Here is a 16,523-nt window from a genome sequence, read left to right as displayed (position 1 = left end):
ATGGCCCATTGCGGCGGCCCACGGATTCAAGGCTGCGTTCGGGCACACCGAGCCTAGGCGAGGTGCCGAGTGGTGGGGCAAGAGCCTTTTTGGTTACTTTTGGGGCTCTTTTCCAAAAGTGACCCGCTGTAAAAGCGGAACCCATAGTGGCCGTGACCGCAGAAACGGATATGTACTCGGTCTGATCCAGCATCCTGGTCGGCCCGGAGGCCGCCATCGGGGGCAAGCCCCCTCCCACATTGGGCCGAGGCGTGTCAGTTGGGTAGCTGTCGGTTGGGAGACCGCCATCGGGGGCAAGCCCCCTCCCACATTGGGCCGAGGCGTGTCAGTGGGTAGCTGTCGGTTGGGAGGCCGCCATCGGGGGCAAGCCCCCTCCCACATTTGGATTGCGGTGCATCAGTCAGATAGCGATAGGCTGTGCGACCGCCACGGGAGCCAGCTTCCTCGCCACATGTCGGCGTCATACCCAAGTTGTGTAGATACCTATGCCCATGTGGAAGCGCTGTTACAACAGGCCGCCGCCGTCGACATCGATCACGGCACCGGTCATAAAGCCGTTCTCCATCGCCAGCACATACCCCGCCGCCACTTCCTGCGCCTGCCCGACTCGCCCCACCGGCAAGGCCCCGCCGGCCTTGGCAAACATCGCCAGACGCTGCTCGTCCCCAAGCCCGGCGTACGCCGGTGTGTCAATCACGCCGGGGCTGATCACGTTGACACGGCGCGGCGCCAGCTCCTTGGCCAACTGCTTGCCCAGCGCTTCGGTCGCGGCGTTGATACCGGTCTTGATGAACTGTCCCGACACCAACTTGCGCCCCAACTGCCCGGAGGTCAGGCTGATGCTGCCGCGCTCATGCAGAAACGGCAATGCCTGTTGAACCGCACGCAAGGCTCCCCACAGTTTTACATTGAAATTGCCTTGGGCTTCGTCCAGGTCGGTGTCGGCCAGGGTCTTGGTATTGACCGATGGGCCGCTGGTGTAGACCAGATGATCGAAGCGCCCCACGCTTTCGAACAGCCGTTGCAACGAGGCGCTGTCGCTGACATCCACCGGCTCGCTGCGCATGCCGTTGTGCACCGCCGAGGTCAGGCGGCGCCCCGCCACCACCACGGTTGCACCGCGCTCGGCAGCCGCTTTGGCGACGGCTGCGCCGATACCGCTGCTACCGCCGATCACGATAATGGTTGTACCGCCCAGAGACGTCGTCATGGAAAAAGCCCGGGTTGAGAAGTGAGCGTTCATCTTCCACGCTTGGTAATCGAAGAAAAATCCCGGTAAAACGACAAGATCTTTAAAGGAATTTTACAAATGAGCTCGATCCTGGATCTTGAAGTGTTCGTGCGCACCGCCGATTCAGGCAGCCTGTCCGCGGCTGCACGCGGGCTTGGCTTGACCCCGGCGGCGGCGAGTATCGCCCTCAAGCGCCTGGAAACCCGCCTGGGCCTGCGCTTGTTCGCCCGGTCCACGCGCAGCATGCGGCTGACGGAGGAAGGCCGGCGCTACCTGGACAGCGTGCGCGTTGCGCTGGCGGCATTGAATGAGGGCGAACAGGCGCTCAAGCAGCAAAGCCAGGGCCTGACCGGATTGCTGCAAGTGGCGGCCCCGTCGGATTTCGGGCGCAACGTGGTGCTGGGCTGGCTGGATGCATTCAAGGCCGAACACCCGCACATCCGCCTGCAACTGATGCTCAACGACAGCAACGCCGATCTGTTTCGGGAGACGGTCGACATTGCCCTGCGCTTTGGCGTGCCCCAGGACTCCAGCCTGGTCGCCCTGCCGATCGCCCCCGACCACCACCGCGTTGCCTGTGCCAGCCCGGCCTACCTGGCGCGCCACGGCACACCGCTGCATCCAGCGCAGTTGTCAGGGCACAGTGCGTTGCGGTACATGCGCCAGGGCCAAGTCAGCCAGAACTGGCGTTTTCGCCAGGGCGCGCAGGTTGAAGAGGTCGAGGTCAGCGGCGACTATCTCAGCAACGACGGCGAAATCGTGCGCCGTTGGGCTCTGGCCGGGCACGGCATCGCTTACAAAGCTCGACTCGATGTGGTGGGCGACCTGGCCGCCGGCCGGCTGGTGGCATTGTTCGATGGGTGGCAAGGCGAACCGGCGCCGTTCAACCTGATGTGCCCCCATCGCCTGCAGGTCTCGGAACGGGTGAAAGCGCTGCAGCGTTTTTTACAGGAGCGCTGCCAGGCGTTGCTGAGTGCATGAAGAAACACGCTCAGGGCTTGTTCCAGAGGGCTCGTGTCTGGTATTGCATGACACACGTTTGCCTGCTTTGAGGAGCTTTGCATGATTTACCGCACATTGGGCCAGTCCGGATTGAAGGTCAGCGCACTGACGCTGGGTACCATGATGTTTGGCGAACAGACCAGCACGGAAGACTCGCTGCGCATCATCGATAAGGCCTGGGATCAAGGCATCAACTTTATCGATACCGCCGACGTCTACACCGGCGGGCGCTCCGAAGAGATCGTCGGCGAGGCCATCGCGCGCAACCGTCAGGACTGGGTGGTGGCGTCCAAGGTCGGGTTCGGCCCGGCAGATGGCATGCCCAACCGCAGCGGGCTGAGCCGCAAGCGTATGTTCAACGCGCTGGAGGCCAGTCTGGGCCGCCTGGACACCGACTACCTGGACATCTACTACCTGCACCGCGAGGACCACGACACACCGCTGGAGGTCACGGTATCAGCGATCGGCGATCTTATTCGCCAGGGCAAAGTTCGCTACTGGGGGTTGTCCAACTATCGCGGCTGGCGTATTGCCGAGGTCATACGCGTGGCCGAGCGCCTGGGCGTTGACCGGCCGATCATCAGCCAGCCGTTGTACAACATCGTCAATCGCCAGGCCGAAGTCGAGCAGATCACCGCCGCGGCGGCCTATGGCCTGGGCGTGGTGCCGTACAGCCCGCTGGCGCGTGGGGTGCTCAGCGGCAAGTACGCGCCGGACCTGACACCTGAGCCTGGCAGCCGCGCTGCACGCCAGGACAAACGCATTCTGGAAACCGAATGGCGCGTGGAATCGCTGCGCATCGCCCAGCAGATCCAGCAATACACCCAGGGGCGTGGGGTGGGCATGGTCGAGTTTGCGATTGCCTGGGTATTGAATAGCGTGGCGGTGAGCTCGGCGATTGTCGGCCCGCGCACCGAGGCGCAGTGGGATGCTTACACCGGCGCACTCGAAGTGACGATCAGCGCGGAAGATGAGGCATTCATCGATTCGCTGGTGACGCCGGGGCACTCGTCCACAGCGGGGTTCAATGATGTGAGCCACTTTGTCTCGGGTCGCACGGTACGCTCGTAAGCGCCCCCTCGAAATACGCGGGCTCGCCGTTCCTCCTGTGGGAGCGCTCGAGCCTCGGCGAGGCCGCGACAGCGGTAGGTCAGGCAATGAAGATATCGACGGCAATGCCATCTTCACAGCCTCCCGGGGGGCCACAGCGGCGAACGTCATTGCTATAAAACGACCATTTTCAGCCTTTTTCCGCCTCAGGCCCCAAAACAGCGCATCTTTACGCTCAAAAGCACCATAATCTCCCTCCCTGTTGTTCCTGAATATCTCAAATCGGCTTTCGCGAGGACTGCGTGTCTAAAGGTGTTGTGTTATCGGTATCGGCCTCGGTGTTGTTTGCCGTGATGTATTACTTTACGTCGCTGCTTACACCGTTGAGTGGCCTGGAAATTTTCGGTTGGCGCATGCTGCTGACCGTGCCCTGCATGACACTGTTCATGCTGGTCAGCGGCGAATGGCGGCGGGTGTGGGAGTTGCTGCGGATGCTGGCGCAAAGGCCACGCTTGATCGGCGGCGTGCTGGTGTCGTCCGCGCTGCTCGGCGTGCAGTTATGGCTGTTCATGTGGGCGCCGCTGAATGGGCGCAGCCTGGACGTGTCGGTGGGTTATTTCCTGTTGCCGCTGACCATGGTGCTGACCGGACGCCTGGTCTACGGCGAGCAATTGTCGCGCTTGCAGCAGATCGCCGTGGTGTTTGCCACGCTGGGCGTGCTCAACGAGTTGTATCAGGCCGGTGGTTTTTCCTGGGCGACGCTGGTGGTGATCATCGGTTACCCGGTGTACTTCGTGGTGCGCAAATACCTGGGCACCGACCATCTGGGAGGCCTGTGGCTGGACATGGCGCTGATGTTGCCGGTGGCCTGGTGGTTTGTGCAAAGCGGCGAGCAGGGCTTCGCGGTACTGGATGCGCAGCCGAAGTTGTACGCGTTGATTCCCATGCTGGGCTTGATCAGTGCGTCGGCGCTGGTGAGCTATATCATCGCCAGCCGGTTGCTGGCATTCAGCCTGTTCGGCCTGCTCAGTTATGTGGAGCCGGTGTTGTTGCTCGCAGTGGCGCTACTGTTGGGTGAAGGCATCAAGGGCGGGCAATGGCTGACCTATATCCCGATCTGGCTGGCGGTGATGGTGCTGGTGTATGAAGGGTTCAAGCATCTGGTGCGTCAGCGCAGAGCCTGAATCCCAGGCAAAAGGAAGCCCGGCCGAAGCCGGGCTTTGTTTTGCCTAGTCGGCGGTCAATACACCGCGACGTACCTGATCGCGCTCGATCGACTCGAACAACGCCTTGAAGTTGCCTTCGCCGAAACCATCATCGCCTTTGCGTTGAATGAACTCGAAGAACACCGGCCCCATCAGGGTTTCCGAGAAAATCTGCAGCAACAAGCGCTTGTCACCTTCGATCGACGAGCCGTCGAGCAAAATGCCGCGGGCCTGCAGCTGGTCCACCGGCTCGCCGTGGTTGGGCAGGCGGCCTTCGAGCATTTCGTAGTAAGTGTCCGGCGGCGCGGTCATGAAGCGCATGCCGATCTTCTTCAACGCGTCCCAGGTCGTGACCAGGTCATCGGTGAGGAATGCCACATGCTGGATGCCCTCGCCGTTGAACTGCATCAGGAACTCTTCGATCTGGCCCGCGCCCTTGGACGATTCTTCGTTCAACGGGATGCGGATCATGCCGTCCGGCGCGCTCATGGCCTTGGAAGTCAGGCCGGTGTACTCGCCCTTGATGTCGAAATAGCGCGCTTCACGGAAGTTGAACAGTTTCTCGTAGAAATTGGCCCAGTAGACCATGCGGCCACGGTAGACGTTGTGGGTCAGGTGATCGATGACCTTGAGGCCGGCGCCTTGCGGGTTGCGGTCTACGCCTTCGAGGTAGACGAAGTCGATGTCATAGAGCGAGCTGCCCTCGCCAAACCGGTCGATCAGGTACAGCGGCGCGCCGCCAATGCCTTTGATCGCCGGCAGGTTCAGTTCCATCGGACCGGTTTCGATATGAATCGGCTGCGCCCCCAGTTCCAGGGCGCGCTTGTAGGCCTGCTGCGAGTTCTTCACCCGAAACGCCATGCCGCACACGGACGGGCCGTGTTCGGCGGCGAAGTACGAGGCCAGACTGTTCGGCTCGTTATTGAGGATCAGGTTGATCTCGCCCTGGCGATACAGGTGCACGTCTTTGGAGCGGTGGGTCGCCACCTTGGTGAAGCCCATGATCTCGAAGATCGGCTCCAGGATGCCCGGGGTCGGCGATGCGAACTCAATGAATTCAAAGCCCATCAGGCCCATCGGGTTTTCATATTGGTCGGTCATGTCGGGTGCCTCATCATGCTTGGGGTAACGAATCGTTATTGGCGGGCAAGGATGAGGTCAGCGGGTGGCGCACAGGAGAGTCCTCGCACACTGCGGGCGAGGAAGTCACCAAAGATGAGGGGAGAACCGAGTTGCTTCATGGTGTCATCAGTCTCTGACGGCGAGGCTTGCGTGAGCGCAAGTCCATATTGTTGTATGCGTAAATCGATTCTACACAGCGTAACACTATTTGTCCGAGCTCTATTTGTCCGAGCTCTATTTGCCCGTGCTCGTATCAAATCCCCATCGCCCTGCCGCGTGCAAGGGGTTTGTCACCCAGGCAGGCGCGCAATGTTTTACTGAGCGCCTGATGGGAATGCCATCTATCATCGGCATAGTCCTCTTCTTTTCTGCACGGCCGCTCCTCTATGCCCCTTACCTCCCAAGGCCCACGAAGCCGAGTTGCGCGTTATGTGCTGAGCACCGTCTGCGGCCTGCTCCCCGTTTTATTGGGGGTCGTGATTCTTTATTGGCAAGCCGAACGCACGCTTGAGCAAAGCACCGCGCAAACGGCCCGGGAAGCGGTGCGTCAGCTCGACTTGATGCTCGACAACACCGCACTCGCGGCCCAGACCTTGTTGCCACTGGCCGGCTTGCCGTGTGACAACGCCGCGAAGCTGGCACTGCGTGAGCAAGTCACGCGCCGACCGTTCGTGCGCGCCACCACCTTGTCCTGGCAGAAAAACATCTATTGCAGTTCATTGTTCGGCAGCAGGTATGAGTCGCCGGTCAATCCGGACGACTACGTTGGTGGGCGTTTGTGGTTGATGAACGGCAACCCGGTCACGCCGGATACCGCACTGCTGGTGTACCGCTTGGTCGACGGCGATCAAGGCGCGTTTGCCTCGATTGACGGTTACCACCTCACCAATGCCCTGCGCCTGATCAGCCGCTACGCTTCCCTGGTGTTAAAGGTGGGCCCCAACTGGCTGGATGCCGACGGCAAGGTCCATACCGACGCGTCGCCGGAATTTGCCATAGCCCCTCATTTCCTGGCCTCCAGCCGCTATCAGTACAGCGTCGATGTAGGCATGCCCGAGGGTGAGGTCTGGCGTTACATGCAGGCGCGCTATCCGGCCGTGTTCAGCCTGGTGGTGTTTTTTGGTGTGCTGGCCGGCCTCCTTGCCCACTGGCTGCAAAAGCGCTCCTCAGCGCCCACCCACGAGTTGCAACGAGCCCTGCTCGCCAACGAATTCATTCCGTATTTCCAGCCGGTGGTGCGCGGCGACACGCGCCAATGGGCCGGCTGCGAAGTGCTGATGCGCTGGCAACACCCTAAAGAGGGCCTGGTGCGACCGGACCTGTTCATTCCCCTGGCCGAGCACTCCGGACTGATTGTGCCCATGACGCGCGCCCTGCTGCGCCAGACTGCCGCGCAATTGGCACCGCATGCCGAGCGCTTCAGCCCGGGGTTTCATATTGGCGTGAACATCACCGCGCGTCATTGCCAGGACCTGGAGCTGGTGGACGACTGCCGAGCGTTCCTTGCGGCCTTCCCGCCCGGCCAGATAACCCTGGTACTGGAATTGACCGAGCGTGAGTTGATCGAGCCCACTGACATCACACGGCGCTTGTTCGACGCGCTGCACCAGCTGGGCGTGATGATCGCCATAGACGACTTCGGCACCGGGCATTCCAGCCTGGGCTATTTGCGCCACTTCAATGTGGATTACTTGAAGATCGATCAAAGCTTTGTCGCCATGATCGGGGCGGATGCCCTCTCACGGCATATTCTGGACAGCATTATAGAACTGTCCGCCAAGCTCGACCTGGGCATCGTGGCCGAGGGCGTGGAAACAGCGCAACAGTGTGATTACCTTGTCGCCAAAGGCGTAGACTTTCTGCAAGGCTACCTGTTTGGCCGTCCATTACCCGGCGATGAATTCATTAAGTCGGTAACCCGTCAGTGAACAGTCACCGACTACCTTCCCGGCCAGCATATTATTTAGACAAAAGACATGATTTACTCGACGTGGATTAACTACTACAATTTTTCTTGCCGGCGATACACTCACAGTCAGGTGTTTTCGTTTGAGTTAGCTTAACCCTCTTGGCTTAAGGCTTTCTTCGCAGTAGATATCAGCTAACTACACTATTGGAGTACAGATTTTGTCCAGACTCGCCGAATTTCGCGCAGCAGAAAGAGCCCTTCAAGAGCAGCTTGCCCAGCTGGAATCCCTGAAGAACGACGCCGGGCTGAAGAAAGAAATCGAATTTGAAGAAAAGCTTAAAAAATTGATGGGCAGCTACGACAAGAGCCTGCGCGACGTGATCTCCATCCTTGATCCAAACCCGGCCAAACGCGGCGCCACACCTGCCGCCGCGCCGAAACAGCGCCGCGCCCGCGTGGTCAAGGTCTACCAGAACCCGCACACCGGTGAGCTGATCGAGACCAAAGGCGGCAACCATCGTGGCCTGAAAGCCTGGAAGGAAGAGCACGGCGCAGCCACTGTAGATTCCTGGCTTCGCGGTTGATTGACAGGCATTAATGGAAAGCCCCGCTCAGGCGGGGCTTTTTCGTTTCCAGGTTCGCAAGCGAACTTAAATTAAAGTTCACATTCTTTCACATACAGCCATTCAAAGTTTGAGGCTGTCACGCACTGAACGGACTTCATCCTCACTGGTCTCGTACGCTTGCGCCTGGCCCGCATATGAAAACACGTAGGCTTTTTCCGTATCCACCGCGCCCACTAGTGTCTGCGATAGCACATGGCGACCGTTCTCGGTAATCACACAGGTAGTTTCCAGCGCATCAAGGCGGCTCAATGTAGCGGCGTGCAGTTTGGTGCACACGCTTTGATAACCGCCCTGGGCAAAATCCTTTTGAATGGACTTACGCATCTCCAGCAAGACGCCTTGAAGATTAACCTGATGCCCGGCCTCAAGTGGCGTACCGGTCAACTCCATCACCATCAAGGTCTGGCCATTTTCGTCATTCTTTATCGCACGCTGTCGAGTCACGGCCTGGCGCTTCCCGACGGCGGCGTCGGGTTCCACTTCCTCCACCTGCCAGCCGCTGGGCCAATGGATCTCGGGGTCGGCCGCCCCTGCGAGCGGGCTCGCCAGCAATAGACACAAGGTACTCAACAGCGGTTTACGAAACTCGATCATTGCAAAAAGCATCCAGGGTTCCAGCACCAAAGTTTGCGGCCCCAGACCCACAGCTCGCAAGGGCTGCGTCAGCTTTTTCATTTGGCGTGACCGGCAGGCCTTGCGTATCATGGCCCGGCTGCACGGATGCTTGCCGCAAGCCAAGGGACCGCTTTGCCCCATTTTTTTCTGGAGGGCCCATGAGCCTGCACGAACTGAACACTTTCCCCGGCGTCACTGCCCAACCTGATACCGCCACCGCGAACTTCGTGTTCAACCACACCATGCTGCGGGTCAAGGACATCACCAAGTCGCTGGATTTCTACACCCGCGTACTGGGTTTTTCCCTAGTTGAAAAACGCGATTTCCCGGAAGCCGAATTCAGCCTGTATTTCCTCGCCCTGGTGGACAAGGCACAGATCCCGGCTGACGCGGCTGAGCGTACGCAGTGGATGAAGTCGATCCCTGGCATTCTGGAACTGACCCACAACCACGGTACCGAAAACGATGCCGACTTCGCCTACCACAACGGCAACACCGACCCCCGTGGCTTTGGCCACATTTGCATCTCGGTACCGGACATCGTCGCGGCGTGCGAACGCTTCGAAGCCCTGGGCTGCGATTTCCAGAAGCGCCTGAGCGATGGCCGCATGAAAAGCCTGGCTTTCATCAAGGACCCGGACGCGTACTGGGTTGAAATCATTCAGCCAGCACCGATGTAAACCAAAAAACCCCATGATCACTCATGGGGTTTTTCATTTGCGCGGCGGATTTTATGCAGGCGCGGACGTGCGGATCAGGTGGTCGAAAGCACTCAGGGACGCCTTGGCGCCCTCGCCCACGGCAATCACGATCTGCTTGTACGGCACAGTCGTCACGTCACCGGCGGCGAATACACCTGGCAATGAGGTCTCGCCACGCGCATCGACGATGATCTCGCCGCGTGGCGTCAGCTCCACCGTGCCTTTGAGCCAGTCGGTGTTGGGCAGCAAACCGATTTGCACAAAGATGCCTTCCAGGTCGAGGGTCTTGAACTCGCCGCTGTCGCGATCCTTGTAGGCAAGACCGGTGACTTTCTGGCCATCGCCTTTGACTTCACTGGTCAATGCGCTGGTAATCACGTCAACGTTCGGCAGGCTGTACAGCTTGCGCTGCAACACAGCGTCAGCGCGCAGCTTGCTGTCGAACTCCAGCAACGTGACGTGGCTGACAATACCGGCCAGGTCGATGGCGGCTTCGACGCCTGAGTTACCGCCACCAATCACCGCCACGCGCTTGCCCTTGAACAACGGACCATCGCAATGCGGGCAGAAGCACACGCCCTTGGCCTTGTATTGCTGCTCGCCCGGCACGCCCATTTCACGCCAGCGTGCACCGGTGGCCAGGATCACGGTTCTGGACTTGAGCGTCGCACCGCTTTCGAAGCGGATTTCGTGCAACTCGCCGGCGTTTTTCGCCGGCACCAGGCTGCTGGCACGCTGCAGGTTCATGATGTCCACATCGTACTGACGCACATGGGCTTCCAGGGCGCTGGCCAGTTTGGGGCCTTCGGTTTCCTGTACCGAGATAAAGTTCTCGATGGACATGGTGTCCAGTACCTGGCCACCAAAACGCTCGGCGGCCACACCGGTACGAATGCCTTTACGTGCCGCATAGATCGCCGCCGATGAACCCGCTGGGCCACCGCCGACAACCAATACATCAAAGGCCTCCTTGGCACTGATTTTCTCGGCGGCTTTTTCGATACCACTGGTGTCGAGCTTGGCGAGGATTTCCTCCAGGCCCATGCGGCCCTGGCCGAAGTTCACACCGTTAAGGTAGACACTGGGCACCGCCATGATCTGACGCTCATCGACTTCAGCCTGGAACAGCGCGCCGTCGATGGCCACGTGGCGGATATTGGGGTTGAGCACGGCCATCAGGTTCAGCGCCTGGACCACGTCCGGGCAGTTCTGGCACGACAGCGAAAAGTACGTCTCAAAGCTGAACTCGCCTTTCAAGGCACGGATCTGTTCAATCACTTCGACACTGGCCTTGGATGGGTGGCCACCGACTTGCAGCAGGGCCAGTACCAAGGACGTGAATTCATGGCCCATGGGGATGCCGGCAAAACGCAGGCTGATCTCGGCACCCGGGCGGTTGATGGAGAACGACGGCTTGCGCGCATCATTGCCATCGGTGTACAGGGTAATCAGCGTGGAGAGGCTGGCTACGTCCTGCAAAAGAGCGAGCATTTCCTCGGATTTCGCGCCGTCATCGAGGGAAGCGACGATCTCGATCGGCTGGGTAACCCGCTCCAGGTATGACTTCAACTGAGCTTTAAGATTGGCGTCCAACATACGGGCGATTTCCTTTAATTCTGGGTAAAAAAAACGCCCGAGCGAATCTCGCCCGGGCGTTTTTGAGGGCGGTTGCAGCTTACTGGGTAGGTGCGGATGCCCGCCCTTGGAACTTCACAGACTTAGATCTTGCCGACCAGGTCCAGGGACGGAGCCAGGGTGGCCTCGCCTTCTTTCCACTTGGCTGGGCACACTTCGCCCGGGTGAGCGGCAACGTACTGGGCAGCCTTGATCTTGCGCAGCAGCTCCGAAGCGTCACGGCCAACACCGCCGTCGTTCAGCTCAACGATCTTGATCTGGCCTTCCGGGTTGATCACGAAAGTACCGCGGTCCGCCAGGCCGGCTTCTTCGATCAGCACGTCGAAGTTGCGCGAGATGGTCAGGGTCGGGTCGCCAATCATGGTGTACTGGATCTTGCCGATGGCTGGCGAAGTGTTGTGCCAGGCAGCGTGGGCAAAGTGGGTATCGGTGGACACGCTGTAGATTTCTACGCCCAGTTTCTGGAATTCGGCGTAGTTGTCAGCCAGGTCTTCCAGTTCGGTTGGGCAAACGAAGGTGAAGTCGGCTGGGTAGAAGAACACCACAGACCACTTGCCTTTCAGGTCAGCGTCGGTCACATCGAGGAAGCTGCCGTTTTTGAAAGCGGTGGCTTTAAACGGTTTTACGTGGCTGTTGATGATAGGCATCGTTGACTCTCCGTCAGGGTTTGTAGAAAGGGTTAACAAGTTGATGGGGTGAATCCTACCCACTCTTGGTGACGATGGCTCATTGGCAAACCTGATGCTGACGATTGGGTTTCTCTATCAGATGACTGTATTAATAGAAGAAATCTCATAACAGCGGTTGGGTCGCCAGCGTCATGCCGAGAAAGGGCGTCGCTTCAACATAGCGTATGGCCGATTTCATGTCGCTCCAACCGACATAACTCATCAACGACTTCAGATCCCAGCCGCTGCGATGGGCCCAGGTAGCGAAGCCGCGTCGCAGGGAGTGGCTGGTGTATTGCTCGGCCGGGATGCCCGCGCGCGCAAGCGCCTGGCGCAGTAACGGAATCACGCTGTTGGGGTGCAGCCCCTCCTCCCCCAGGTTGCCCCAGCGATCGATCCCGCGAAACACCGGGCCGCGCACCAGTGCCGAGGCGCTGAGCCATTCGCTGTAAGCCTGTACCGGGCACAAGCGCAGTAATGCGGGGGTTTGGTAAGTCTTGCCGAGGTTGTCGCGGTCACTTTTGCTGCGCGGCAAGTAGAGGCTGATGCCTGCCCCAGGCACCGCCTGGACATGCTCTATGCTCAAGCGACACAGCTCATCGCTGCGAAAGCCACGCCAGAACCCCAGCAGGATCAGCGCCGTGTCGCGTTTGGCGCGTAGCCACGCGGGCCGGTCCTGATTGTCGCTGGCCTCCCTCGCTTCAAGCTCAAGCGACGCCACCACCTGCTCCAGATGCTTGAGCTGCAACGGCTCGGCCTGGCGCTCGCGCGCAGGGTGCACGGCGCGGATGCCCTTGAGCACCTTGCGCACCACTGGCGCCTTGGTCGGGTCGGCAAACCCCTGGCTGGTATGCCACTGCGCCAGTGCCGAGAGGCGCAACTTCAGGGTGTTGACGGCCAGCACGCCCGCATACGCGACCAGATAGCGCGCCACGCTGTCGCTGGTGGCGGGCAGGAATCCACCCCAACTGACCTCGAAATGTTCGATGGCTGCGCGGTAGCTACGGCGCGTGTTGTCACGGGTCGCGGCGTTGAGGTAACGATCAAGATCACTCATGGCAGGGCCTATTCGTACTGCTAACGCATGGTTCGGCGTTAAAAATGCTGGTGACACGGGATAATACGCCAATATCCCATCTGTTAATTCATGAATTTAAAGTGTTTTTTAAATGTGATAAGGTACGTAAATACATACCCTGTACCACAGTACGAAATCGACGGAGACCCCATGGCTCGCGGCGGCATAAATAAAGCAGTAGTTCAGACGGCACGCCTGGCAATCCTCGCCCGTGGCGAAAACCCCAGCATCGACGCCGTGCGCATCGAGATGGGCAATACCGGCTCGAAAACCACCATTCATCGCTATCTGAAGGAACTCGACGAAAGCGAGACCCGCCAGACCATCACCCAAGCCCCGATTGATGACGAGCTTGGGGAATTGGTGGCACGGCTCGCCCAGCGCCTGAAAGAGAAGGCCCAAGAGCCCATCGACCTCGCCCTGGCGCAGTTTGAACAGCACAAAAGCGCCCTGCTCACTCAGCTTCAAGCGCTGCAGGAGGCCCATGACCAGTTGCAACAGCAGTTCGATATCCAGGCCGCCGCCCTCGCCGAGGAAAGCGCCGCCCTGCAAACTGCCAGCACCAGCCTGCAGACCGAGCAGACGCGCAACGCCGGGCTTAGCCAGGCGTGCAGCGATTACGAACTGAGGATCAAGGACAAGGACGAGCAGATTCGCTCACTGGAGGACAAGCACCTGCACGCCCGCGATGCCCTTGAGCATTACCGCAATGCGGTCAAGGAGCAGCGTGAGCAGGAGCAGCGTCGTCATGAGGGTCAGTTGCAGCAGGTACAAGCCGAGCTGCGCCAGGCGCAGCAGAGTGCACTGGTGCGTCAGGACGAAATCACCCAATTGCATCGAGACAACGAACGCGTGTTGATCGAGCACCGGGTGACCGCGCGGGAGCTGAACGCACTGCAGGAGCAACTGCGCAAGGACCAGGCCGTGCAACTGGAGTTGAACGAGAAAATCAGCCAGGTCGACAGCGAGCGCACGCTGCTCCAGGAGCGCTTGCGGGTTGCACTGCAGGAAAGCCAGTCACGCCAGGCAGCGCTGACTGAACATCAGCAGGTCAACAAGGCGCTGGAGCTGGACCTGCTCAAGGCCCAGGCCAACATTGAAGCGTTGCGTCTGGCCGCCGTCGTTGCAACGACGCCAGAGGCAACCAGCGAAACCTGATCAGTCCGCCACAGGCGTGCGCATGGTGACGAACTCTTCCGCCGCCGTCGGGTGCACGCCAATGGTTTCGTCGAAATGCTGTTTGGTCGCGCCTGCCTTGAGCGCGATCGCCAGGCCCTGCACGATTTCGCCGGCATCGGGCCCGACCATGTGGCAGCCCAGCACTTTGTCGGTGTCGGCGTCGACCACCAGCTTCATCAGGGTCTTTTCCTGGCAGTCCGTCAGGGTCAGCTTCATGGGCCGGAAACGGCTCTCGAAGATCTGCACCTTATGGCCGTTCTTCTTCGCCTCCTCTTCCGTAAGGCCCACCGTACCGATATTCGGCAGGCTGAACACCGCCGTCGGGATCATCGCGTAATCCACCGGACGGTAGTGCTCGGGTTTGAACAGGCGACGTGCCACAGCCATGCCTTCGGCCAGGGCGACCGGGGTCAATTGTACGCGGCCGATCACATCGCCAATGGCCAGGATTGACGGCTCGGTGGTTTGATACAACTCGTCCACGTTGACGAAGCCACGCTCATCGAGGGTGACGCCGGTATTTTCCAACCCCAGGTTGTCCAGCATCGGACGTCGGCCGGTAGCGTAGAACACGCAGTCGGCTTCCAACACCCGGCCGTCTTTCAAGGTGGCCTTGAGGCTGCCATCGGCTTGCTTGTCGATGCGCTCGATGTCGGCATTGAATTGCAGGTCCAGGCCGCGCTTGGTCAACTCTTCCTGCAAGTGCTTGCGCACCGCGCCATCGAAGCCGCGCAGGAACAGGTCGCCGCGATACAGCAACGAAGTCTGCGCGCCCAAGCCGTGGAAAATGCCCGCGAATTCCACCGCGATATAGCCACCGCCTACCACCAGCACGCGCTTTGGCAGCTCTTTGAGAAAGAACGCTTCGTTGGAGCCGATGGCGTGTTCGCGACCCGGAATGTCCGGGATCTGCGGCCAGCCGCCCGTGGCGATAAGGACATGTTTGGCAGTGAAGCGCTCGCCATTGATTTCCACTTGATGGGGATCAACCAGGCGCGCATGCCCTTCGTGCAGGGTCACGCCGCTGTTGACCAGCAGGTTGCGATAGATGCCGTTGAGACGGTTGATCTCGCGGTCTTTGTTGGCGATCAGGGTCGCCCAGTCAAAGTTCGCCTCGCCCAACGACCAGCCGAAACCGCTGGCCTGTTCGAAGTCTTCGGCAAAATGCGCGCCGTACACCAACAGTTTTTTCGGCACGCAACCGACATTTACACAGGTACCGCCCAGGTAGCGGCTTTCCGCCACGGCCACCCTGGCGCCAAAGCCTGCGGCAAAGCGCGCCGCGCGAACACCGCCGGAACCGGCGCCAATTACATACAGGTCAAAATCGTAGGCCATTTCATTCTCCTCGGCAGGACACCAGCATACCGACTTACATGGGGCTGAAAAACGAAAAAGCCACCCGAAGGTGGCTTTCACTTGAAACAGATCAGCAAGGGTGAAATCAGTAGGCCTTGCCAGTCTTGTAGAAGTGCTCGTAGCAGAAGTTGGTCGCCTCGATGTAGCCTTCAGCGCCGCCGCAGTCGAAACGCTGGCCCTTGAATTTGTAGGCAATCACGCAACCATCTTTGGCCTGCTTGAGCAGGGCGTCGGTGATCTGGATCTCGCCGCCCTTGCCTGGCTCGGTTTCTTCGATCAGCTTGAAGATGTCCGGGGTGAGGATGTAGCGGCCGATGATCGCCAGGTTCGACGGTGCATCTTCCGGCGCTGGCTTCTCGACCATGTCACGCACGCGGATCAGGCCATCACCAATGTCGTCGCCGGCGATCACGCCGTACTTGTTGGTTTCCGTCGGGTTGACTTCCATTACCGCGACGATGGTGCAGCGGTATTTCTGGTAGAGCTTGACCATCTGGGTCAGCACGCCGTCGCCTTCCAGGTTCACGCACAGGTCATCGGCCAGTACCACGGCGAACGGTTCGTCACCGATCAGCGGGCGACCGGTGAGGATGGCGTGGCCGAGGCCTTTCATCTGGGTCTGACGGGTGTAGGAGAACGAGCACTCGTCGAGCAGCTTGCGAATACCGACCAGGTATTTTTCCTTGTCGGTGCCCTTGATCTGGTTTTCCAACTCATAGCTGATGTCGAAGTGGTCTTCCAGTGCGCGCTTACCACGGCCGGTCACGATGGAGATTTCATTCAAGCCGGCATCCAGTGCCTCTTCGACGCCGTACTGAATCAGTGGCTTGTTCACCACCGGCAGCATCTCTTTGGGCATGGCTTTGGTCGCTGGCAGGAAGCGAGTGCCGTAACCGGCTGCCGGGAACAAGCATTTCTTGATCATATGAGTCCTTACAAAGGGCTGTGCGTACGGAATTCGGCGCAGTCTAATCAGGCCGCAGTCACCTTACAATGGGTCCTGCTGGCGCCGCGATGTCATCATAGAGAAAAAATGTCGGCGTAAGTTCCGCTGATCTTTCAACCGGCAGGCTGGCCGGCGCTCGAGTGTTGCGTTTTCAAAGGGCCTGATCCTTTGTAGCACGCTTTTCGAAGCCCGGCACC

At 59.7% G+C, this 16,523-nt stretch carries 15 protein-coding genes; 7 read left to right on the top strand and 8 right to left on the bottom strand.

Going from position 1 to position 16,523, the window contains the following annotated elements:
- Positions 1 to 505 precede the first annotated feature (505 nt).
- Positions 506 to 1,210: an SDR family oxidoreductase gene (locus tag CIB54_RS23040; RefSeq protein WP_101221057.1), complete on the bottom strand. Its 705-nt coding sequence runs from the start codon at positions 1,208 to 1,210 to the stop codon at positions 506 to 508.
- 99 nt (positions 1,211 to 1,309) lie between these two features.
- On the opposite strand from CIB54_RS23040, the gene CIB54_RS23035 reads away from it, so the two are divergent.
- The 3 genes from CIB54_RS23035 (at position 1,310) to rarD (ending at position 4,467) form a co-directional block, all read left to right on the top strand.
- Positions 1,310 to 2,212, top strand: coding sequence for a LysR family transcriptional regulator (locus CIB54_RS23035; protein WP_101221056.1), 903 nt, complete (start codon positions 1,310 to 1,312; stop codon positions 2,210 to 2,212).
- Positions 2,213 to 2,293: 81 nt separating this feature from the next.
- Positions 2,294 to 3,304 carry an aldo/keto reductase gene (locus CIB54_RS23030; protein WP_101221055.1) on the top strand — a complete coding sequence of 337 codons (1,011 nt, stop codon included), beginning with the start codon at positions 2,294 to 2,296 and terminating at the stop codon, positions 3,302 to 3,304.
- 281 nt (positions 3,305 to 3,585) lie between these two features.
- Entirely contained in the window at positions 3,586 to 4,467 is an 882-nt protein-coding gene (gene rarD, locus CIB54_RS23025) for an EamA family transporter RarD (protein ID WP_065952701.1), read from the top strand.
- Between the two features lie 45 nt (positions 4,468 to 4,512).
- Here the strand turns inward: rarD and hppD are convergent, their stop codons facing one another.
- Positions 4,513 to 5,589, bottom strand: a complete 1,077-nt coding sequence (gene hppD, locus CIB54_RS23020; protein ID WP_065952700.1) for a 4-hydroxyphenylpyruvate dioxygenase — start codon at positions 5,587 to 5,589, stop codon at positions 4,513 to 4,515.
- 407 nt (positions 5,590 to 5,996) lie between these two features.
- Between hppD and CIB54_RS23015 the strand changes: the two genes are divergently transcribed.
- Positions 5,997 to 7,538: an EAL domain-containing protein gene (locus tag CIB54_RS23015; RefSeq protein WP_101221054.1), complete on the top strand. Its 1,542-nt coding sequence runs from the start codon at positions 5,997 to 5,999 to the stop codon at positions 7,536 to 7,538.
- Between the two features lie 199 nt (positions 7,539 to 7,737).
- Entirely contained in the window at positions 7,738 to 8,103 is a 366-nt protein-coding gene (locus CIB54_RS23010; RefSeq protein WP_065952698.1) for a histone-like nucleoid-structuring protein, MvaT/MvaU family, read from the top strand.
- A gap of 102 nt (positions 8,104 to 8,205) precedes the next feature.
- Here CIB54_RS23010 and CIB54_RS23005 read toward each other — a convergent pair whose 3' ends face one another.
- Positions 8,206 to 8,739, bottom strand: coding sequence for a DUF4946 domain-containing protein (locus CIB54_RS23005; RefSeq protein ID WP_101221058.1), 534 nt, complete (start codon positions 8,737 to 8,739; stop codon positions 8,206 to 8,208).
- A gap of 179 nt (positions 8,740 to 8,918) precedes the next feature.
- Here CIB54_RS23005 and gloA point away from each other — a divergent pair, with 179 nt between their 5' ends.
- Positions 8,919 to 9,440 (top strand): lactoylglutathione lyase, encoded by a 522-nt coding sequence (gene gloA / locus CIB54_RS23000; RefSeq protein ID WP_065892185.1) that lies wholly within the window; start codon positions 8,919 to 8,921, stop codon positions 9,438 to 9,440.
- Between the two features lie 51 nt (positions 9,441 to 9,491).
- Here gloA and ahpF read toward each other — a convergent pair whose 3' ends face one another.
- The 3 genes from ahpF to CIB54_RS22985 all read right to left on the bottom strand — a co-directional run bounded on the left by ahpF (position 9,492) and on the right by CIB54_RS22985 (position 12,821).
- A complete protein-coding gene (gene ahpF, locus CIB54_RS22995; RefSeq protein WP_065952697.1) occupies positions 9,492 to 11,057 on the bottom strand; it encodes an alkyl hydroperoxide reductase subunit F in 1,566 nt (521 codons plus the stop codon).
- A 122-nt stretch (positions 11,058 to 11,179) separates the two neighbouring features.
- Positions 11,180 to 11,743 carry an alkyl hydroperoxide reductase subunit C gene (gene ahpC, locus CIB54_RS22990; RefSeq protein ID WP_065952696.1) on the bottom strand — a complete coding sequence of 188 codons (564 nt, stop codon included), beginning with the start codon at positions 11,741 to 11,743 and terminating at the stop codon, positions 11,180 to 11,182.
- A gap of 145 nt (positions 11,744 to 11,888) precedes the next feature.
- Positions 11,889 to 12,821 (bottom strand): site-specific integrase, encoded by a 933-nt coding sequence (locus CIB54_RS22985; protein ID WP_101221053.1) that lies wholly within the window; start codon positions 12,819 to 12,821, stop codon positions 11,889 to 11,891.
- A 171-nt stretch (positions 12,822 to 12,992) separates the two neighbouring features.
- Between CIB54_RS22985 and CIB54_RS22980 the strand changes: the two genes are divergently transcribed.
- Positions 12,993 to 14,000, top strand: coding sequence for a DNA-binding protein (locus CIB54_RS22980; RefSeq protein ID WP_065952694.1), 1,008 nt, complete (start codon positions 12,993 to 12,995; stop codon positions 13,998 to 14,000).
- Here CIB54_RS22980 and gorA read toward each other — a convergent pair whose 3' ends face one another.
- Together gorA and galU are read right to left on the bottom strand one after the other, a co-directional pair.
- Positions 14,001 to 15,359, bottom strand: coding sequence for a glutathione-disulfide reductase (gene gorA / locus CIB54_RS22975; RefSeq protein WP_065952693.1), 1,359 nt, complete (start codon positions 15,357 to 15,359; stop codon positions 14,001 to 14,003).
- A 106-nt stretch (positions 15,360 to 15,465) separates the two neighbouring features.
- The gene (gene galU, locus CIB54_RS22970; protein ID WP_003173830.1) at positions 15,466 to 16,305 is read right to left on the bottom strand and encodes a UTP--glucose-1-phosphate uridylyltransferase GalU; all 840 of its coding nucleotides are present in this window, start codon (positions 16,303 to 16,305) and stop codon (positions 15,466 to 15,468) included.
- Positions 16,306 to 16,523: the final 218 nt, after the last annotated feature.

This window comes from Pseudomonas fluorescens, from assembly GCF_002837185.1.
Classification (GTDB): Bacteria; Pseudomonadota; Gammaproteobacteria; order Pseudomonadales; family Pseudomonadaceae; genus Aquipseudomonas; species Aquipseudomonas fluorescens_AM.
Note: the sequence above shows the minus strand (reverse complement) of the source record. Positions and strands in the feature narration are given on the sequence as shown.